This is a genomic window from Eubacterium ramulus (assembly GCF_045002895.1).
Classification (GTDB): Bacteria; Bacillota; Clostridia; order Lachnospirales; family Lachnospiraceae; genus Eubacterium_I; species Eubacterium_I ramulus.
Genome location: NZ_CP173382.1, coordinates 2,203,111 through 2,221,533, shown reverse-complemented (window position 1 = coordinate 2,221,533; position 18,423 = coordinate 2,203,111). Strand labels below are relative to the sequence as shown.

General features: G+C 43.3%; 18 protein-coding genes, 2 tRNA genes and 1 pseudogene. 14 read left to right on the top strand and 7 right to left on the bottom strand.

Going from position 1 to position 18,423, the window contains the following annotated elements; genetic code table 11:
• Positions 1-107: 107 nt before the first annotated feature.
• The 3 genes from ACIRUQ_RS10430 (at position 108) to nrdG (ending at position 1,596) form a co-directional block, all read left to right on the top strand.
• Positions 108-776, top strand: a complete 669-nt coding sequence (locus ACIRUQ_RS10430) for a hypothetical protein (protein ID WP_022035679.1) — start codon at positions 108-110, stop codon at positions 774-776.
• A 67-nt stretch (positions 777-843) separates the two neighbouring features.
• Positions 844-1,020: a DUF4250 domain-containing protein gene (locus tag ACIRUQ_RS10425; RefSeq protein WP_021740025.1), complete on the top strand. Its 177-nt coding sequence runs from the start codon at positions 844-846 to the stop codon at positions 1,018-1,020.
• 42 nt (positions 1,021-1,062) lie between these two features.
• Positions 1,063-1,596 carry an anaerobic ribonucleoside-triphosphate reductase activating protein gene (nrdG, locus tag ACIRUQ_RS10420; RefSeq protein WP_021740024.1) on the top strand — a complete coding sequence of 178 codons (534 nt, stop codon included), beginning with the start codon at positions 1,063-1,065 and terminating at the stop codon, positions 1,594-1,596.
• A gap of 87 nt (positions 1,597-1,683) precedes the next feature.
• Here the strand turns inward: nrdG and ACIRUQ_RS10415 are convergent.
• Positions 1,684-1,763, bottom strand: a tRNA-Leu gene (locus ACIRUQ_RS10415).
• A gap of 661 nt (positions 1,764-2,424) precedes the next feature.
• Here ACIRUQ_RS10415 and ACIRUQ_RS10410 point away from each other — a divergent pair.
• Complete coding sequence (locus ACIRUQ_RS10410) at positions 2,425-4,077, top strand: Na/Pi cotransporter family protein (protein WP_055290443.1); 1,653 nt, start codon at positions 2,425-2,427, stop codon at positions 4,075-4,077.
• 686 nt (positions 4,078-4,763) lie between these two features.
• Here ACIRUQ_RS10410 and ACIRUQ_RS10405 read toward each other — a convergent pair.
• Together ACIRUQ_RS10405 and ACIRUQ_RS10400 are read right to left on the bottom strand one after the other, a co-directional pair.
• The gene (locus ACIRUQ_RS10405; protein ID WP_055290444.1) at positions 4,764-5,420 is read right to left on the bottom strand and encodes a TrkA family potassium uptake protein; all 657 of its coding nucleotides are present in this window, start codon (positions 5,418-5,420) and stop codon (positions 4,764-4,766) included.
• A 48-nt stretch (positions 5,421-5,468) separates the two neighbouring features.
• A complete protein-coding gene (locus ACIRUQ_RS10400) occupies positions 5,469-6,809 on the bottom strand; it encodes a TrkH family potassium uptake protein (protein WP_055290445.1) in 1,341 nt (446 codons plus the stop codon).
• Between the two features lie 168 nt (positions 6,810-6,977).
• On the opposite strand from ACIRUQ_RS10400, the gene ACIRUQ_RS10395 reads away from it, so the two are divergent.
• Positions 6,978-7,472: a hypothetical protein gene (locus ACIRUQ_RS10395; protein WP_021737568.1), complete on the top strand. Its 495-nt coding sequence runs from the start codon at positions 6,978-6,980 to the stop codon at positions 7,470-7,472.
• Between the two features lie 126 nt (positions 7,473-7,598).
• Entirely contained in the window at positions 7,599-8,222 is a 624-nt protein-coding gene (locus tag ACIRUQ_RS10390; RefSeq protein WP_055290446.1) for a DUF1653 domain-containing protein, read from the top strand.
• A 43-nt stretch (positions 8,223-8,265) separates the two neighbouring features.
• On the opposite strand, the gene ACIRUQ_RS10385 is transcribed toward ACIRUQ_RS10390, so the two are convergent.
• Positions 8,266-8,730: a CYTH domain-containing protein gene (locus tag ACIRUQ_RS10385; RefSeq protein ID WP_055290447.1), complete on the bottom strand. Its 465-nt coding sequence runs from the start codon at positions 8,728-8,730 to the stop codon at positions 8,266-8,268.
• 288 nt (positions 8,731-9,018) lie between these two features.
• On the opposite strand from ACIRUQ_RS10385, the gene ACIRUQ_RS10380 reads away from it, so the two are divergent.
• The 5 genes and pseudogenes from ACIRUQ_RS10380 (at position 9,019) to ACIRUQ_RS10360 (ending at position 13,135) form a co-directional block, all read left to right on the top strand.
• Positions 9,019-9,561 carry a DJ-1 family glyoxalase III gene (locus ACIRUQ_RS10380; protein WP_022036257.1) on the top strand — a complete coding sequence of 181 codons (543 nt, stop codon included), beginning with the start codon at positions 9,019-9,021 and terminating at the stop codon, positions 9,559-9,561.
• A gap of 257 nt (positions 9,562-9,818) precedes the next feature.
• On the top strand, positions 9,819-10,028 hold the full coding sequence (locus ACIRUQ_RS10375; protein ID WP_021737575.1) for an alpha/beta-type small acid-soluble spore protein: 210 nt from the start codon (positions 9,819-9,821) through the stop codon (positions 10,026-10,028).
• 677 nt (positions 10,029-10,705) lie between these two features.
• Positions 10,706-11,026 (top strand): annotated as a pseudogene (locus ACIRUQ_RS10370) (oxidoreductase); the annotation flags it as partial.
• Positions 11,027-11,113: 87 nt separating this feature from the next.
• Positions 11,114-11,875, top strand: coding sequence for a DeoR/GlpR family DNA-binding transcription regulator (locus ACIRUQ_RS10365; RefSeq protein WP_055290449.1), 762 nt, complete (start codon positions 11,114-11,116; stop codon positions 11,873-11,875).
• A 66-nt stretch (positions 11,876-11,941) separates the two neighbouring features.
• A complete protein-coding gene (locus ACIRUQ_RS10360) occupies positions 11,942-13,135 on the top strand; it encodes a PTS sugar transporter subunit IIA (RefSeq protein ID WP_055290450.1) in 1,194 nt (397 codons plus the stop codon).
• Positions 13,136-13,534: 399 nt separating this feature from the next.
• On the opposite strand, the gene ACIRUQ_RS10355 is transcribed toward ACIRUQ_RS10360, so the two are convergent.
• Both ACIRUQ_RS10355 and ACIRUQ_RS10350 read right to left on the bottom strand, forming a co-directional pair.
• The gene (locus tag ACIRUQ_RS10355) at positions 13,535-14,461 is read right to left on the bottom strand and encodes an alpha/beta fold hydrolase (protein WP_055290451.1); all 927 of its coding nucleotides are present in this window, start codon (positions 14,459-14,461) and stop codon (positions 13,535-13,537) included.
• Positions 14,462-14,574: 113 nt separating this feature from the next.
• Positions 14,575-15,627: a zinc-binding dehydrogenase gene (locus ACIRUQ_RS10350; RefSeq protein ID WP_022036263.1), complete on the bottom strand. Its 1,053-nt coding sequence runs from the start codon at positions 15,625-15,627 to the stop codon at positions 14,575-14,577.
• Between the two features lie 178 nt (positions 15,628-15,805).
• Here ACIRUQ_RS10350 and ACIRUQ_RS10345 point away from each other — a divergent pair, with 178 nt between their 5' ends.
• Positions 15,806-16,060, top strand: a complete 255-nt coding sequence (locus ACIRUQ_RS10345) for a hypothetical protein (RefSeq protein ID WP_022036264.1) — start codon at positions 15,806-15,808, stop codon at positions 16,058-16,060.
• Between the two features lie 166 nt (positions 16,061-16,226).
• On the opposite strand, the gene ACIRUQ_RS10340 is transcribed toward ACIRUQ_RS10345, so the two are convergent.
• Positions 16,227-16,670, bottom strand: a complete 444-nt coding sequence (locus ACIRUQ_RS10340; protein WP_022036265.1) for a hypothetical protein — start codon at positions 16,668-16,670, stop codon at positions 16,227-16,229.
• Positions 16,671-16,876: 206 nt separating this feature from the next.
• Between ACIRUQ_RS10340 and ACIRUQ_RS10335 the strand changes: the two genes are divergently transcribed.
• Both ACIRUQ_RS10335 and thyA read left to right on the top strand, forming a co-directional pair.
• Positions 16,877-16,949 (top strand) — tRNA-Gly (locus ACIRUQ_RS10335).
• Positions 16,950-17,500: 551 nt separating this feature from the next.
• Entirely contained in the window at positions 17,501-18,349 is an 849-nt protein-coding gene (gene thyA, locus ACIRUQ_RS10330; RefSeq protein ID WP_022036266.1) for a thymidylate synthase, read from the top strand.
• The last annotated feature ends 74 nt before the right edge of the window (positions 18,350-18,423 follow it).

Genomic DNA, 18,423 nt, shown 5'->3' with positions numbered 1-18,423 from the left:
ATTATTCAATAAATGCGTTGAAAATTAATTGCATTGAAAAAAGAGACCATTATAGAATTACTGTTTTTGACAGTTTCGTAATGGTCTTTCTTAAAAGGAGGGGGCTTATGAATAAGGGGAAAAAGGCAATAAAAGTAGTGATTGCTATATTGATTGCAGCAGTTGCATTTGGATATGGGGGGTATACAACGATGCGTCCGGGGGTATATGTGGGAGATGATTTTTTCTATGAAAAAAGCAGCTCAAGGTATGAACAAGATGCATCTAATTATATAGAGCAGACATCGGATCATGAATTTACAGTTGTTTCTCACGATAAAAAACAGGAAATTTCCTATGAGATAGAAAAGGAACAGATTACATTTTATTTTCCGGATCAGACTGTATCAGGAAGCTGGGATACAGATCAGAAAGAATTGTATGATAATGGAGTGCCGGTACTCCAGAACGGAAACATGGAATTTTCCGAAGATGGTGTGAATATTAGTCAAGATATGGATGCGGAGCGTTACAGCTACGCATTGTGCAGGATTATCTATGATAACAAGGAAACAATTTCCACATGGTATATGAATATTCTTGGACTGTTTTTGTATATACTTGGAATTATCTGTGCGATATATCCGGAAGAATGCTATTTTTTCCTGAAAAAGTGGCAGTTTAAAAACGGTGAGTTGTCCGATCTTGGACGGCTGTGGCAGCAGGTCGGTGGCGGTATAATTGCGGCAATGGGTATATTTATCATGAGTGGTATGGCAATGTTACTTGCAAAATAAAATGCCATAAAAGGTTGTATTGTATTATAATAGAAAATAATATGATTTTCACGTGGAGGAATGACAAATGATATTACCTAAAGATCCGGTAATGCTTTTAAGCGTAGTAAATACAGAACTGAGAGATCGATATCCGTCATTAGAAGAGCTGGCAAAGGCTTATGGTGTGACGGAACAGGAAATCACAGACCAGCTGGCACTGATTAAGTATGAATATCAACCAGAGACAAATCAGTTTCATTAAGAAGAAATAGTCTGGATTCATTGCTGAGAAAGAAGGTGGAATATGTATTATTGTAATATAAAAAAATCTGATATAGCAGATGGTCCCGGTGTACGTGTGACATTGTTTGTATCTGGATGTACGCATCATTGCGAGGAATGTTTTCAGCCGGAGACATGGAATTTTACATATGGACAACCGTTTACAAAAGAAGTGGAAGAAGAATTGATGGAAGCGTTGCGGCCGGGGTATGTGGCAGGATTGACTTTACTTGGCGGAGAACCCTTTGAGCCAGAGCATCAGTATGTGTTGCTTTCGCTTTTACAAAGAGTGCGCCGCGAATTCCCCCAAAAAACAATATGGGCTTACAGTGGCTATGTATACGAAGAATTATCCGGGAAAGAAATTGGAACCGGAAGAGCACGCTGTGAAGTGACAGATGCGGTCTTATCCTGTGTGGATGTTCTGGTAGACGGAGAATTTATGAAAGATAAAAAAAATATCAGTCTGCAGTTTCGCGGATCAGAGAATCAGCGCCTGATCGATCTGAGAAAGACCGAAGAAGCCGGTGAAATCGTATGGTGGAAGCAGAAATAAATCTGTGTATCGATATCTATAAGGACAACATTGGGTCAAAAATAAGGGTTTCCGGATTATGAAAAATCCTCGGAAACCCTTATTTTATGCGGATAACAGGACTTGAACCTGCACGGTCTCCCACCAGAACCTAAATCTGGCGCGTCTGCCAATTCCGCCATATCCGCTAAGAAGTGAACGCGCTGTGGCGCGTCTGTCTACCATTGAACATTAGCAGTTCAATGGTCATGAATTCCGCCATATCCGCTAAGAAGTGAACGCGCTGTGGCGCGTCTGTCTACCATTGAACATTAGCAGTTCAATGGTCATGAATTCCGCCATATCCGCTAAGAAGTGAACGCGCTGTGGCGCGTCTGTCTACCATTGAACATTAGCAGTTCAATGGTCATGAATTCCGCCATATCCGCTAAGAAGTGAACGCGCTGTGGCGCGTCTGTCTACCATTGAACATTAGCAGTTCAATGGTCATGAATTCCACCATATCCGCTAAGAGGTGAACGCGCTGTGGCGCGTTACCCGGTATACCCGAAAACGGATATAATTAATCACAAGACGCATTATACCGAAAAGAAGATAAAAAATCAACTGTAAGAATGCATAATCTATATAAGAAAATACCACTACTTCTTGCAGCAGGCAGTTATAGGGTGATAAATTTGTTACTATTTGTATATTTTACTTGTGATTTACAATGATTTTTCTTATATTTTACCTATTTTTGTGAAAATCCGTTTATTATAAAGACAAATTGATATTTTACTGTTAAAATAGATTCGTATGTAAAAATATATTTACAATTTCTTTACGAATCTTACGGAGGATAAATATATGTCTATAGTAGAAGCGTTTTCATTATTAGGAGGCGTTGGATTATTTCTTTTTGGTATGACAATTATGTCGGCTGGTTTGAAAAATGCCTGTGGTGATAAACTCCAGACCATTTTGGAGCATGCAACTAAAAACAAATTGATTGCCATTGTTGTTGGACTTGGCATGACGGTACTGGTTCAGAGTTCTTCTGCAACAGACGTTATGGTAATCGGATTTGTAAATTCGGGTCTGATGAATCTCGGACAGGCGATCGGTGTTATCATGGGTGCCAATATCGGTACGACAATTACCGCACAGATCACTGCGTTTAATATCAGTACATTTACACCATTACTGCTTTTTGCAGGTGCCATCATGTACCTGTTTATGAAAAACAATTTTGTAAAGCACGTTGGTTCTGTTATCATGGGCTTTGGTATGTTATTCCAGGGTATTACGATGATGAAAGTTGCAATTCAGCCATTGTCTCAGAGTGAAGGATTTGTTTCATTCCTTTCTACATTGAATAATCCGGCACTGGCTATTTTGTTTGGTATCGCATTTACCGCATTACTGCAGAGCTCTTCTTCTTCAACGGTTATTTTTCAGGCTTTTGCTATTCAGGGGCTGCTCAGCTATAACGTAGCGGTTTATCTGGTAATTGGTGCAGCAATCGGTTCTGTTACGCCGAACCTGCTGGCAAGTCTGACTGCAAACAGAAATGGTAAGAGAGCAGCAATCCTGAATCTGTTGTTTAACGTATTTCGTGCAGGAATCCTGATTGCATTGATCAATATCTTCCCAATCATCCTGACGGGTATTCAGAGTCTGTCACCGAATGATATCGGACGACAGCTGGCAAATACACATACAATTTTTGCAATTATTGCGGTATTGGTCGAGTTGCCGTTTACCGGAAAATTAATCTGGCTGGCTGAGAAGATCGTGCCAGTGTTACCGGAGGAAAATCAGCAGATGGAAGATCGTTCCCTTGTTTATATGACACAGCTGACCAAAGTACCGGCTCCGGTTGCTCTTCGTCAGACTCAACGTGAAATTACGCGTATGGGACATATCGCTGCAGACAACCTGCAACGTGCCCTTGACTGTTTCTTCCATTATAATTCAGCAAAGGCAGCATCGGTGCGTTCTCATGAGGAAAGCGTCAACATCCTGAATCATCTGATCGCGGATGCTATGGTAGATCTCAGATCTTTGGACCTGTCACCGGAAAATATGCGGCGCGTGTCTATGATGACAATTGCGGTTACTGATATTGAACGCTTATCTGATCATGCGGAAAATATTGTAGAGTACATTGAACAGATGAACACAAAGAAAGCAGAAATGTCAGATGCAGCAAGAAAAGAATTGATAGATATGTCCAAAGATGCAATGGATGCTGTGTATATGGCATTGGACATTTTTGAAAAGGATGATTACAATAAGTTGGATCAGATTGAGATTCTGGAACAGCATGTGGATGATCATGAAAAGGATCTTATCAATAATCATATTGAACGTATTATGAATTCTTTGTGTAATCCACTCAGTGCAGTTATTTTTTCTGATCTTGTTACCGATCTGGAACGCTGTTCTGATCATGCTATCAACCTGGCATATGCATTAAAAGAGCGTCCGTCTGAAATGGATGCACCGAAAATAATATAAAATCTTGTTTGTCTTGTTGTTGGCTGAAATTTAATTTTTAATACGAAAATGAAGCATCCTGTCAGGACGCTAGACGCTCACTATCCTCGTTTCACGTCGTTTTCATCGCGCTCGTTCCCACGCCTGAAAAAGAGGTCGTTCCCACTCGCGCAAAAACTCGTGAAACTCGGTCGTTTGCTTAATCGCTTTCCCTGACAGGATGCTTCATTTTTTGTATTTACACAATGAAATAATCAGCCATTCACACGACGCACTGCGTGCCACACATGCATATAAGCTGATAGCATAGTCTTTGTTGTGTTGCATGTGCAGAACTACACCCTCATTTTTTTAATAATAAAAACAGTTAATCGCTGACTTTAGCTTCAGTGTCATTCTTTGCTCTATATAAATTTGCGCATGCGACATAACGAATATTATGTCATCAGCTTGTGTGCATGCGTGGCATACGGTGCCGTCAAGTAAATGGGGCAAATCCGGAAGAAAAATCCAAGACAAGACGGTAGGTTGATTTTCGTTACCGCAGCGAGCATAGCCCGCCTCCGTGAGTGTGTCTGAGCACGCTGTATTTGCGTGCGAGTTCGCGGGAGGAGGCGGAGATAAGCGGCGCAGCGGAGGTAGAAAATCATCCGTGTCTGTCTGGATTTCTGCTTCCGGATTTGCCCTTTACACAGACAAACAAGAATTTAATTATTGTATTTCCGTACCAGTTTCTGTATATCTTCATTTTTACCGATAACCAGCAGGTGTTCATCTTCTTTGAAACGATAATCCGCTGGCGGCATTGCCTGAATGCCATCTTTTGTCTGAATAGCAACGATATTGGTGTGATATTTATTGCGGATATCCATTTGAACAATTGTATTCCCAATCCATTCCGGCAATGGTGCCAATTCGTAGATAGAAAAATCTTCACTTAGTTCAAAATAATCAAACACGTTGTCGGAACTGTATTGTACGGCACATTTTTCCGCGATATCCCGATCGGGGTAGATAATCTTGTCAGCACCGTTTCGTAGCAGAAATTTTGCATGTACATCTCTGGTAGCTTTGCTGACCACGTATTTTGCACCAAGTTCTTTTAGCAGACAGGTGATTTCCAGACTGCTCTGAAAATTTGTGCCTACGCAGACAATACATTTATCAAAATTTCCGACTCCAAGGCTTTTTAACACTTCTTCTTTGGTACAGTCCCCAATTTTTGCATCGGTGACATAAGGAAGCAGAGGTTCCAACAGTTCTTCGTTTTGATCAATGATCATAACCTCGTTTCCGAGTTTTGCAAGGTTCCGGCACAGATGGCTGCCGAAACGTCCCATACCGATAATTAAAAATGATTTCATAATAAAAATCCTTTCTGTAAAAAATAAGTTTATGCAAGTATATTCTGTTTAACCGATACTGATATGCTCTTTTGGCTGTCGTACATGTGCCAGGCGTTTTTTGTCCGTAAAGGACATTGCGAAGGAAAGACTTCCTACGCGGCCAAGATACATGAGCAGTATCAGGATGACTTTTGCACCGGGTACAAGATTCGGTGTGATACCGGTGCTCATGCCGACTGTGCTGACAGCGGATACTACGTCAAATACGATCACCGTGAGATCCAGATCCTGCTGCATGGAGATCAGAAAAGTTGCAGCCACGGCCAGCAGCATATGGGTGGTAAATACAGCGGCAGCTTTGGAAACCGCTTCATCCTCCAGACGGCGCTTGAAAATATTGACACCATCCGTGCGGGTCAGCATAGAACGCAGGTAAAGAATCAGAACTGTGATAGTGGTCACTTTGGCTCCGCCCGCTGTGGAACCCGGACAGCCACCGATAAACATCAGTATGATGGTAAGGAGCTGGCTGCTCTGACTGAGACTGGCAATATCCGTAGTGTTAAAACCTGCGGTTCGTGGTGTGACTGCACAAAATAATGCATTTAAAATGGCCTGAGGTGTGTTCATATCTGCAAACAGTGCATGACGTTCCAGGATCAGGAACAGGATGGACGGACCGATGATCAGAATCAGTGATGTAATCAGTACGATTTTCGTATGCAGCGCATATTTTCGTATGTGCAGCTTATGCTCTTTCAGATCACCCCATACAAAAAATCCGATACCTCCAATGAAAATGAGTGCCATCAGTGTGATGCAGACAATCCAGTTTGTGTTGTATCCGATAAAGGAGGACATGCCAAAAGCCCCCATCAGATCAAAACCGGCATTACAGAATGCCGAGATGGAATGGAAAATACCATAGTAAAGCGCCTGTGAAAATGGCATATCCCGGAGAAAACAGAGGGTGAGAATAAGGGCTCCAATGCCTTCAAAAAGTAAGGTACCCTGTAAAATCAACCGTGCCAGACGAACAATGCCGCCGGTGTTTACGACATTGACACTTTCCTTTAAGAGTCCGCGTTGCCGCAAGGTGATCTTCTTTCGCAAGAACATGGAAAATCCGAATCCAAAGGTAATAAAACCAAGTCCGCCAATCTGGATCAGAGTAATAATGATGATCTGACCAAAAAGCGACCAGTGTAAATAAGTATTTGTAACGACCAGACCGGTGACGCAGGTAGCACTGGTAGATGTAAAAAGTGCAGTGAGAAAATCGGTCCAGGTTCCGGCTCTGCTTGCCAGCGGAGTCATAAGGAGCAATGTCCCGATAAGGATAATGCAAAAGAACCCCAGAGCGATCATTTGCATTTGTGAGATATTATTTCGTAGTTTTGTAAACATGTTGTTCCTCCTGTAATCAAGTTAGTATATCATGATTCTGAGAAATATGCTATACTGAACATAGCCTTGAAATTGGCGATGATACATATTTGTTTAAACGCAGAATGAGCATTTCCACGCTTTTGGTGTATAGAGCACTAAGTGGTGGGGAAGAAAGGGGGAAACTATATGGCAGGATTCTGTTTTTGGCTTGTGATTTTAATTTTTATTATATTCAGTGTAAGAAAAGGGAGAAAATCATCAAACCGTTCTGAACAGCCGCCGGTACATCCGCAGAGACCGGAACGGAAATCGGCCAGTCCGCACAGGTCGTATTCCTCACAGTCACATGCAGAAAAACCACAGACATCCGCTGGAAAGAAGAACTATGGAAGTGAAAAAAGCAGTTCCGTGGCAAAAACGACCGGAAACGAAAGAAAGAATAAAGAAGCACGGAAACAGAGAGAAGCGGATCTGCAGGCTGTATTTGATGAAAATCAGATTGTGGCTGCTGCCAAAGTAAATACCAGAGAAGTGGAACTGGATAATGACCGGGATGCAGAGGAGGAACACCTTATGGATGCGGTATATGACGCCATGATAAAAGGTCCACACAACAGCATGGACTTTCAGCGGGACTTTATTGCCGAAGGCATGGATATGCTGAATTCCTTTGATCTGTAAGAATGATTGATCGTATAGGTTTCTAAAATCACTTCAACCGTTTTGCTATTCAGACATTGTATCAGTGTGTATTGTGGATAAGATAGATAAAACTGTAAATTTGGGGAGAAAAGAGGGAATCGTAAAATGGCACAGGGAAATCCGTTACCGGGAGAAAAATATTTACATTTTAAAAATAAATTGTATCAGGTGATCGCAGTGGCAAAACATTCAGAAACCATGGAACCATATGTGGTATATCAGGCATTGTATGGAGATTTCGGCGTGTATATCCGTCCATATGATATGTTTGTCAGTGAAGTGGATCACGAAAAATATCCGGAGGTAACGCAGAAATATCGATTTGCATATGTAGATCATACAAAGAATGAGACGCTTCGAACGGAGCGTGCAGAACATAAGAAAATGCCGGTAAATCAGAATGTGGAACAACAGGAAAACGTGCCGGATGTAACTGCCGCTGTTTCGACGGCAGAACTTCAGGAACAGAATATGGTTCAGAGAGAATCAGATGTGGAAGAACAGATCGATCCATGGCTGCTCCGGTTTCTGGATACGGATACGATGGAGGAAAAATATCAGATTGTCTGTGATATCAAGAACGATATCACAGATCGGCTGATTGATGATCTGGCAGTGGCAGTGGATGTGGTCATTCCGGAGGGAAAATTATCCGACCGCTATGAACAGCTGAAATACTGCATCCGGACCAGACAGAAATATGAGCAGACATCTCTCTGGAGAAAATAATTTCGGATTGGAGCTTTATGGGCAAAAAGGTAACAATGGGATATCACTGGTTATCTTCCGGCTGATATCCGTAGCGGCTCATATAACTGTTGTGATATTTGCCGGAATAGGTGACATCTTTTGCAAACCATTCCGGGGGCGTAAAGGCGTTGGCTTCCTCTTCAGAAGGAAATTCGACTTCTGCCAGAATAAGAGGCGCGAGATCACCTTCAAAAATATCAAGCTCAATGGTATAAGAATCCAACGGAATACAGTAGCGCTTTTTGGTGATGAGCAGTCCATCTGTTTTTTTGCGCAGGTGAGCATAGCTTTCAGCGGTCAGTGGAAGATTGTATTCTTCCCGGGTCATGAGTCCGCCGGATTTGTAAGTGAGAAAGTAGGAATCATCTTGTTTGCGGATGCGCACGACAGGATTGGTACACAGATAACCCTGTTCGATTTGGAGGCATGGGTATTGTTCCAGATGTTCCGGTAACTGCCGGATTAAAAATTTACGTTCGATTTCCATAAAGTAAAATCTCCTTCTGCAATTCGTATGGTATCTTTTGACCTCAACATCTTTATATCGAATAGAGGGAAGGATTGTGGGCGTGCAAAGCACGGAGCAATCCGTGTGATCAGGATTTGGGCGTTTTGATATCCAAATCTTATATCAACAATTATATCGTAATGGGAGCAGAAAATTCAAGGTTTGAAGAGCAAGTAGCGAAAGCGGATTGCGAATGTCCGCTTTACTTCATGTTGCGAATGGCGTGCGTGAATTGTAACGAATATTATGTAGAAAGGATAGATGATCATGAGTAAAATAGCTGTATTATGTAATGATGGAGTAGAAGAAATTGAATGCCTTACAGTAGTGGATTTTTGCAGAAGAGCCGGAATTGAGGTGTTGACGGTATCTGTAACCGGAAAACGACAGATTATGGGAGCACACCAGATCTGTTTTCATGCGGATGAAGTGTATAATGATATGAATTTTGAGGAATTTGACGGTATCGTGTATCCGGGTGGACCGGGCACAGGGGTACTTGGTGAAAAACCGGGTGTCAAAGAACTGGCTCAGAAATTTTTAAACAGTGGCAAAATGTTGGCAGCAATCTGTGCTGCACCGGGTATGATTTCTGAGACTGGTATTTTAAAAGAAAAACACGCTACCGGTTATCCAGGATGCAATCCGCAGGGCGGTGCAATCTGGAGTGAGGATACAGCAGTGACAGATGGCAATCTGATCACCGGTAAAGGGCCGGGAGCTGCGGCAGAATTCTCCATTGCGATCATCCGTTATCTTGAAGGAGATGCCAAAGCAGATGCAATCCGTACTTCTACGATGATGCCGTAATGCACATTTCGTGCAAACGTGCATTTGTGCGAAAAAAAGTCAAACAACGGAAGAAAAAGAATTTTTTTCCAGTTATAAAAAATACATCTTCGTTCATACTAGGAACAAGACAGAACACTTCAAATCGGATACTTTTGTTGAAGTGAAATTGGATTGCGAATGTCCGCTTTACGGTACGTGAGATTCGATTCAACAAAATTACCGGAAGAAGAACGCCTGTCTTTACTATAGAGAAAAAATCACGGAGGTGTAACAACATGAGTAATTCTAACAGCTCAAACAAAGTGTCAGTTCCGGAGGCAAAAGAAGCAATGAACCGTTTTAAACAGGAAGTGGCATCCGAACTTGGTGTACCTTTAAAAGAGGGCTACAACGGTGATCTGACTTCCCGCCAGGCAGGATCCATCGGTGGTGAAATGGTGAAAAAGATGATCATGAAACAGGAAGAGCAGATGTCCAACAAATAAGGACTGCATTTCTGAGAAGATCAGAGAGAAAATCATGGACGAAATAGAATCAGGCACAAAGTTTTGCAGGTGTTCATGAGCAAGTGGCGAAAGCGAATTGCGAATGTCCGATTTGCCGGTAAAACGAGACAGACTTTATCTGCATTCTGCCTGAAGATATCAGAACATGAAAAATGAAAAAGGAGCAGCTGCAAAAAGGCAGCTGCTTCTTTTTTTGTCAGAATGTTTGTTCTTTCGAAACGAAAACATTTCTATTGTTACAATAATATACCACTGAATCAATATTCTGTCAATTCAAAAGTTGAGATTTTTGAAGTAAAAAAATGAAACGAAAATTTGTGCATTTTTACGTCAAAACAACAATTGACAATTTGGCTGTCTGGGGATATTATAATGACAACAGCTGTTGAAACAAAAGGAATTAACTTTTAAAGCAACAATCGAAAACAACAATAAAAAGAAAATATTTTTATTGTTGCAAAAGTGAAAAAACGGGAATAACATGTAGAAAGGAGCTTTTATTATGAAAGCAAAAGGAGTAAGATTACACGCAGCAAATGATCTGAGATTGGAAGAGTTTGAACTTCCGGAAATCACGGATGATGAGATTCTGGTGAAGGTAGTATCCGACAGTATCTGTATGTCGACTTACAAATGTGCGATCCTCGGAATTATGTTATGCTCCGGTATCTGCTGTTGTAACACAGTCCAGTGCTATTCTCGGAAGAGATGGATGCCTGAACTTTTTCGCAGGTCCGACAGACAAAAAATTCAGTGCAGAGATGAATTTTTACGATGTACATTATAATTCTACTCATGTAATGGGAACTACAGGCGGAAATACCGCAGACATGATCGAGTCTCTGGAGCTGACGGCAGCAAAACGCATCAACCCGGCTGTTATGGTTACACATATCGGGGGTCTGGATGCGGCAGCAGAGACAACACTGAACCTTCCGAAGATCCCGGGTGGAAAGAAATTAATTTATACACATTTAATTGCAAACTTTATCACAGAAAAATAAGAACTGTCAGAGTTTTTCGATCCCGTCAGGATCCTGGATTCTGACGGAGAGGAGAAAATTATGGATACAATGGAAATGCGCAGAAATGCAATTGCGGAACTGGTGAATAAACATGGAACCGTAAGTTTTGCACAGATTAAAGAACAGTTTCCGCAGGTGTCTGAAATGACACTTCGTACCGATCTGAAAGCACTGGATGCGGCAAAAGAGATCGTAAGGATACACGGAGGCGCGAAGTCCGTACAGCTGGTGATCGGAACGGACGATTATCTGACCCGGCGTGCGGTACGCAACATACAGTCCAAGCAGGAGATTGCAAAAAAAGCAGTGCAGCTGGTTCTTCCGGATACCGTGATTTTTCTGGATTCCGGAAGCACCACCACAGAACTGGCACGGATTTTCCCGGATCAGTCCAATCTGATCTATACCACAGGACTCTCCTGTGCCACAGAACTTGCAAATCTCACAAAACCGGTCATCATGCTGCCAGGTGGACAGCTGAATCGTTACAGCATCAGTATGTACGGTATCTCAGCCATCCGGGAACTGGAGCAGGTGAACTTTCATCAGACATTTTTAGGGGTAACAGGGTATTCGATGAAAGCAGGGTTTACCTGTGGAAACAATGAGGAGGCCATGTTGAAACGGACCGCTATTGAGCAGGCAGAGCAGGTGGTTGTCCTGATGGATTCCTCCAAAACAGAGGTGAAGAGTACATATACGATCTGCGGGCTGGCGGATGTGGATGTGATCATATCCGACGGTCAGCTGCCGGAAGATTTTCTGGTGGAATGTGAGACTCATCATATCACAGTGTATTAAAAGATAAGATTTCTGCATATTCCCATTGTTCCCTGTTTATATGGAGACAAAAGTGGGAGGTATATTGTGAAAAACAAAGTACAGAAATTCGGTAAGTTCCTGTCAGAAATGGTAATGCCGAATATAGGAGCGTTGATCGCATTTGGTTTTCTGGCTGCAATGATTATGGGACCGTTGGCAGGTTTTTGTATTAAAAAATTTGATCAGCTGATGGATGGTCATATGCCGGTCGGATTTGAAATGCTGATCAACAACTTTTCAGCAGGTATCATCGGAATGTTGCTGGCAATCCTGGGGTATGTGGTTGTAGGTCCGGTGATGAGTGGCATTCTGACTGTTCTGGCAGCTGGTGTCAATATTCTGGTAAGCCACAGCCTGCTTCCGCTGGTTACAATCTTTATTGAGCCGGCAAAGGTATTGTTCCTGAACAATGCGATCAATCATGGAATTTTCACTCCGCTGGCAACAGCACAGGCAGCAGAAGCAGGAAAATCCATTATGTATATGCTGGAGCCGAACCCGGGCCCTGGTCTTGGTGTGTTGCTGGCATATATGTTCTTTTGCAAAGATAAAAAGACAAAACAGTCCGCACCGGGTGCTGTGATCATCCATGTACTTGGTGGTATTCATGAGATTTATTTCCCGTATATCCTGATGAATCCGCTGGTGATCATTGCTCCGATCGTCGGAAATATGGCAGCTGTTTTCTGGTTTAACCTGACAGACTGCGGTCTGGTAGGACCGGCTTCGCCGGGATCCATTATTGCATACTTAATGATGACTCCGGGACCGGATATCTGGAAAGTATTAGTGGGTGTTGCTATCGCAACCGGTATTTCTTTTGGTATTGCATCACCGATTGTAAAAATAGCAGGCGGAAAGAACAGTCTGGAGGAGGCAATTCAGGCAGTCGGGGAACTGTTGCATCAGCTTGGTTATGTAGATGAGACTTACGTGGATGCGATGCAGGAACGTGAAAAGTTGATTACTACTTACATGGGAATGGGTGTAGCCATCCCACATGGGACCAGTCAGGCAAAAGGTACTGTAAAGAAGACAGGTATTGTATTTCTGCAGTATCCGCAGGGAGTTGATTTCGGAGATGAAAAGGCACAGCTTGTCTTTGGTATTGCCGGAATCGGAGAGGAGCATTTGAATCTTCTGGCAAAAATCTGTGAAGCACTGGAGGATGAGGAAGTGCTTGAACGCAGAATAAGCATTCCCCCGCTTCAAGTGCGTAGAGCACTAAGCGGTGGGTAAGGGGGATGCTTATGTCAGTGGGAGTTAAAAGCTCCCACTGACAGGTCGCAAAGCGACTGCGTTCATGAGCAAGTAGAGAAAGCGGATTGCGAATGTCCGCTTTACAAAATGAAGACGACAGATGACATTGACTGGATAATGGAATGGTTGTCATAAGGGTTTCTTTTGGAGACTTGGCTGAAAATTTAAGATTATTAATTAATACGAAAACGTAGCATCTTTTCTCATTCGCTAGACGTTCGCTACCCTTGTTTTGCTCCGGTTTTATCGTGCTCGTTCCCGCGCCTGAAAAAGAGGGCGCTCCCACTTGCACAAAACTCGCAAAACGCGGTCGCTCACTTAATCGCTCATCGAGAAAAGATGCTACGTTTTCAGCTTTTTTCTTTCACGTCAAAAAAATTACGCAAGATGCCCGTTCAGCCATGTGAGAAGATCCGCATAGACTACATCGCGGTCTGTCTCGTTTAAAATTTCATGGCGATCGCCGGGATAAAGTTTGATCTGTACATCCTGAATGCCGGCAGCTTTATATTGCTGGCAGACTTGCGTCACACTTTTTCCATTGTTCCCGACCGGATCGTCTCCACCGGCGACGAAAAACAGTGGGAGATTTTTAGGAATCTGCTGAATATGAGCAGGATTCTGTATGTACTGGATGCCGCGGAACATCTGGTAATAGCCGTTGACTGTGAAACGGAAGGTGGACCATGGATGATGAATGCAGGTGTTGATGATAGCCTCATCTTTGGTCAGCCAGTCACTTGGTGTGCGTGCCGGTTCAAATTGTTTGTTGTAGCCGCCAAACGCCATGTTGTCCACAAAAGCACTGCGGTATGTCCAGCCACGGAACAGTGCGATCGTGCGACAGATCAGTTTTCCTATATGCAGGATGATACCAGGCTGGGAGCCGGTTCCCATGATGATAGCGCCTGACAGACCATCAGCATGCATCTGGATGTATTGCCGGGTCAGGAAAGACCCCATGCTGTGCCCAAGGAAAAAATAGGGAAGATCCGGATATTTTTTCTGTGTCATGGTGCGCAGGGTATGGATATCTGCGATGACACATTCGTTGCCATTTGGATGTGCAAAGTATCCGTGCTGATCGTCTGTGATGACGGATGCACCGTGGCCGAGGTGATCATTGGCGACCACATAGTAGCCCTGATCAGCTGCGTGTTGTGCAAAATCATCGTATCGATCTGCATAATCTACCATGCCGTGGCAGATTTGCAAAACTGCTTTCGGAGAGTCTTCCGGTTCCCAGATAATTGCATGGATCTTGGTTTTTCCGTCAGATGACGGATAAGTGATATCGTGTTTCATAATGTATGATGCCTCCGGGTTATTTTGGGTAAAGTAATATGTGTGGGATTCAAGTCAGTGTAAACTGGTACTTATTTCAGAATGATTGTGCACGTTATCCCACTGGGTGTCTATTATTTGTCTGGTGCAATAAGGATCTTCAACTGGGAAGCGCGGTCTTTGCGGCCCAGGCCCTGTTCCTGACAGTTATCCAGTGAGACAATGTCGGTTACCATGCCAGGGAAAGCGATTTTTCCGGCAGCCAGCATCTGCAGATACATTTCGACTTCTTCCTGCAGATATACAAAGGAGGACTGGAAATCAATCTCAAAGATCTGTGCTGTTCCCAGTGTAAAGGTGATCGGCTGCTGTACGGTACCGATGAGCATCACCTGTCCGCCCGGTTTTACCGCTTTCAGTACACAGGTTTCCACGGATGCCGGATGGCCGGAGCACTCGTATACGATATCTGCACCTACGTCGGAACCAAGGATCTCACGGATGGATGCGGCGATGTCCGGTTCCGTGGCGGAATTCAGGAAATAGTCTGCACCATAAGCGAGAGCAGCTTCTTTTTTTCTGTCTGTAACATCCAGGGCGATGATCTTGTTGGCACCACCGGCTTTTAAAAACTGAACGGCAGAGAGGCCCACAGGTCCCATGCCGGATACCACAACGGAGTCACCAAGTTTGAACCGGGACATGCGGATGCCGTGAAGTGCTACACAGATTACATCAAAAAGTACCGCATCTTCCATTTTTACATTTTCCGGAACAGGAATGATCATGGTGTGTGCCACATCTTCGATCAGCAGATATTCTGCGTAACCGCCATCTGGCATTCCGATACCGGCAGTTCGCGGAAATCCGTGGATACAGATGTTTGTTTTGCCTTCCTTACATGGAGAGCAGTTTTCTTTGCAGTGCGCAGGCGGTCCGCATAACACACGCTGGCCGACCTGGAAATCTGTGACACCTTCTCCGAGTTTTACAATGGTTCCGGAGTTCTCATGCCCGAGAATCTTTGGCAGTGGTGTCGGTGTCTGTCCGAGCTTGTAAAATTCAATATCTGTTCCGCAGATCCCCACATAATCAATTTTGACAAGCATCTGTCCGGGACCCGGTTCCGGAACCGGTCTGTCCTCAATACGAATGTCTTCTTTCCCATATAATACAGCTGTTCTCATGATAAAAATCTCCTTAAAAAATACTCTGATAATTATTATAATATATGGAAAAAGATAAGGTTGCAAGAGACAAATACGGTGAGTGGTTACAATTCTGTTTGTCAGGAAAAATTGACGAACGGCGGCAGATATGCTATACTTTTTGACAGAAAAAAAGCAAAAAGGAGCTTACAAAAATATGAGTCAGGCAAAAGTTGATCGATATAAAGAAGAGAAGAAAAACAGAAAACAGACCATCAAGAAAGAGAAAAGAAACCGTGTGCTGGGACGTACGTTAGGTGTAGTCATTGCAGCAGCGATCGTATGCTGGATCGGATTTTCCGGATATTCCTATTATCAGGAGAAAAAGCCGATGACAAAGACAGAACTCAGTATGACAGCTCTGAACGAATATATGAGCAATCTGTCCAGTACAGACAGTGCCACAGAGTAACCGTTCGGAAAAGTAATCAGAAGGCAGAAGGTTATTATAATAAAGACAGAACCCCCATCGGAAGCGTGATGCTTTGCCGGTGGGGTTTTTGCGTTTGCAGAAAAATGTGAGATTGGGATGGAAGACATATAATGTATACATTTGTACGCTGATTGTGCGATACCGGTTATTCTCCGGTGTCGACAGCTGCTTTTTGCAGGGCATCTTCCACCGCATGCAGCAGCATGGATGCTGTGTATTGGTTTTCTTCAGAATAGGAAATATTGTCCACAGACTGTGTTTTGCAGATCTGCTCACTGATATTGTCCATGGAGGACTGCATCAGCGGATACATGGTTGTTACCGTATCATTCAGATTTACAAAAGACACCGAGTTGATATGGTTTTCGTCAACCACTACCTGAACATCCAGATTCTGTCCCTCAAACTGAATGGAAGACGTGTATACACCGGCTTTGTACTTGGGCTGCCCGGTGTCTGTTTTATTATGTCGGGATGGGCCAAACATGTAGACCAGCAGAAAGATAAGTACAATACCAAGAATAATAAAAATGGTTGTATAGATGACTTCTTTCATATGAAGCACTACAATTCTTGTTTTTGATCGCATTTTACAGTTTCCCCCTCATACCATACTTTGTATATCATATGCAGTAAAATGGAAAATATGCTGTTATTATTCATGTGGGGGAAATACACTTTTCATTTCAGTGGAAATAAAAAATGTAAAAAAATAAAAAAAGTGCTTGACTTTTGGGACTGGCTGCGGTATGATATCACTTGTCTTGAGGCGAACAGCAAAAGACAATATGATATGCGCGAGTGGCTCAGTTGGTGGAGCGCGACCTTGCCAAGGTCGAGGCCGCGGGTTCGAGTCCCGTCTCGCGCTTTTTTCGTGCAAAGGATATCCGTAAGGATATCCTTTTTGCATGAAATGAGCCCTGCCGGGCTCAAACAGAATTCAGAAAATTCAGTTCGAGGTCTCAGAGGACCTAAAGTCCTCTTCGGTCGGTGCTAACCATTGGTCCCCCGGACCAATAGCACCGTCTCGCGCTTTTTATGCAAAGGGATATCCGTAAGGATATCCTTTTTTTTTGCATGAAAAAAGCACGAAACGGGATAAATGTTGTATGCAGTATTTTTTTGGTTACTACTTTATGAATCGTATTTTTTTTGCTATACTATTACGAATACGAGAAAAATAGATGATGTTCAATAGATGTCAGATGTTTTTGCTTTATAGAGCGAAGTTTGAACGCAGAATAAGCATTCCCCGCTTCAAGTGCGTAGAGCACTAAGCGGTGGGTAAGGGGGATGCTTATGTCAGGGGAAGTTAAAAGCTCCCACTGACAGGTCGCAAAGCGACTGCGTTCATGAGCAAGTAGCGAAAGCGGATTGCGAATGTCCGCTTTACTAGAAATAGATAATCGGAGGACGCATATGAGTTACGCAGATCATATTTTTATCAATATGTGTAAAGATATTATTGAAAACGGAACCAGTACGGAAGGAGAAAAGGTACGGCCGAAATGGGAGGACGGAACCAGTGCTTATACGATCAAACAGTTTGGTGTGGTAAATCGTTATGATCTGTCCAAAGAGTTTCCGGCGTTGACGCTTCGGAGAACGGCCATCAAGAGCTGTACAGACGAGATGCTCTGGATCTGGCAGCAGAAGTCTAACAATATTAATGACCTTCACAGTCATGTGTGGGATGAATGGGCGGATGAGACAGGTTCCATCGGAAAGGCATATGGTTATCAGATGGGCGTAAAGCATCAGTATAAGGAAGGAATGATGGATCAGGTGGATCGTGTGATCTACGATCTGAAGAATAATCCTTACAGTCGGCGTATAATGACTAATATTTATGTACATGCGGATCTGCATGAGATGCATCTGTATCCGTGTGCATACAGTATGACTTTTAATGTGACAAAGAAGCCGGGACAGGATAAGCTGGTGCTGAATGCAATCTTAAATCAGCGCTCCCAGGATATTCTGGCAGCAAATAACTGGAATGTGTGTCAGTATGCGGTGCTTATGCATATGCTGGCTCAGGTATGTGATATGCAGGTGGGAGAACTGGTGCATGTCATTGCGGATGCCCATATTTATGACAGACATATTCCACTGGTGAAGGAACTGATTTCCCGTGAGCCGCTTCCGGCACCGACATTCTGGCTGAATCCGGAAGTGAAAGATTTTTACCGGTTTACGAGAGATGATGTGCGTCTGGATAATTACCAGACCGGTCCGCAGATCACCAATATACCAATTGCGGTTTAACAGTTCACTCATCACATGTATTCAGACAATGATCATGCTTGCATGAGGAATTGGCTGGATGCATAGTGATGAAG

Excerpts from the sequence above, each read along its gene's own strand:
- ACIRUQ_RS10395 (WP_021737568.1), top strand. The coding sequence starts at position 6,978 with ATGGCAGGATTCTGTTTTTGGCTTGTGATTTTAATTTTTATTATATTC.
- ACIRUQ_RS10410 (WP_055290443.1), top strand. The coding sequence starts at position 2,425 with ATGTCTATAGTAGAAGCGTTTTCATTATTAGGAGGCGTTGGATTATTT.
- ACIRUQ_RS10385 (WP_055290447.1), bottom strand. The coding sequence starts at position 8,730 with ATGGAAATCGAACGTAAATTTTTAATCCGGCAGTTACCGGAACATCTG.
- ACIRUQ_RS10345 (WP_022036264.1), top strand. The coding sequence starts at position 15,806 with ATGAGTCAGGCAAAAGTTGATCGATATAAAGAAGAGAAGAAAAACAGA.
- ACIRUQ_RS10425 (WP_021740025.1), top strand. The coding sequence starts at position 844 with ATGATATTACCTAAAGATCCGGTAATGCTTTTAAGCGTAGTAAATACA.
- ACIRUQ_RS10350 (WP_022036263.1), bottom strand. The coding sequence starts at position 15,627 with ATGAGAACAGCTGTATTATATGGGAAAGAAGACATTCGTATTGAGGAC.
- ACIRUQ_RS10390 (WP_055290446.1), top strand. The coding sequence starts at position 7,599 with ATGGCACAGGGAAATCCGTTACCGGGAGAAAAATATTTACATTTTAAA.
- ACIRUQ_RS10400 (WP_055290445.1), bottom strand. The coding sequence starts at position 6,809 with ATGTTTACAAAACTACGAAATAATATCTCACAAATGCAAATGATCGCT.
- ACIRUQ_RS10430 (WP_022035679.1), top strand. The coding sequence starts at position 108 with ATGAATAAGGGGAAAAAGGCAATAAAAGTAGTGATTGCTATATTGATT.
- ACIRUQ_RS10375 (WP_021737575.1), top strand. The coding sequence starts at position 9,819 with ATGAGTAATTCTAACAGCTCAAACAAAGTGTCAGTTCCGGAGGCAAAA.
- thyA (WP_022036266.1), top strand. The coding sequence starts at position 17,501 with ATGAGTTACGCAGATCATATTTTTATCAATATGTGTAAAGATATTATT.
- ACIRUQ_RS10380 (WP_022036257.1), top strand. The coding sequence starts at position 9,019 with ATGAGTAAAATAGCTGTATTATGTAATGATGGAGTAGAAGAAATTGAA.
- ACIRUQ_RS10365 (WP_055290449.1), top strand. The coding sequence starts at position 11,114 with ATGGATACAATGGAAATGCGCAGAAATGCAATTGCGGAACTGGTGAAT.
- ACIRUQ_RS10405 (WP_055290444.1), bottom strand. The coding sequence starts at position 5,420 with ATGAAATCATTTTTAATTATCGGTATGGGACGTTTCGGCAGCCATCTG.
- ACIRUQ_RS10355 (WP_055290451.1), bottom strand. The coding sequence starts at position 14,461 with ATGAAACACGATATCACTTATCCGTCATCTGACGGAAAAACCAAGATC.
- nrdG (WP_021740024.1), top strand. The coding sequence starts at position 1,063 with ATGTATTATTGTAATATAAAAAAATCTGATATAGCAGATGGTCCCGGT.
- ACIRUQ_RS10340 (WP_022036265.1), bottom strand. The coding sequence starts at position 16,670 with ATGCGATCAAAAACAAGAATTGTAGTGCTTCATATGAAAGAAGTCATC.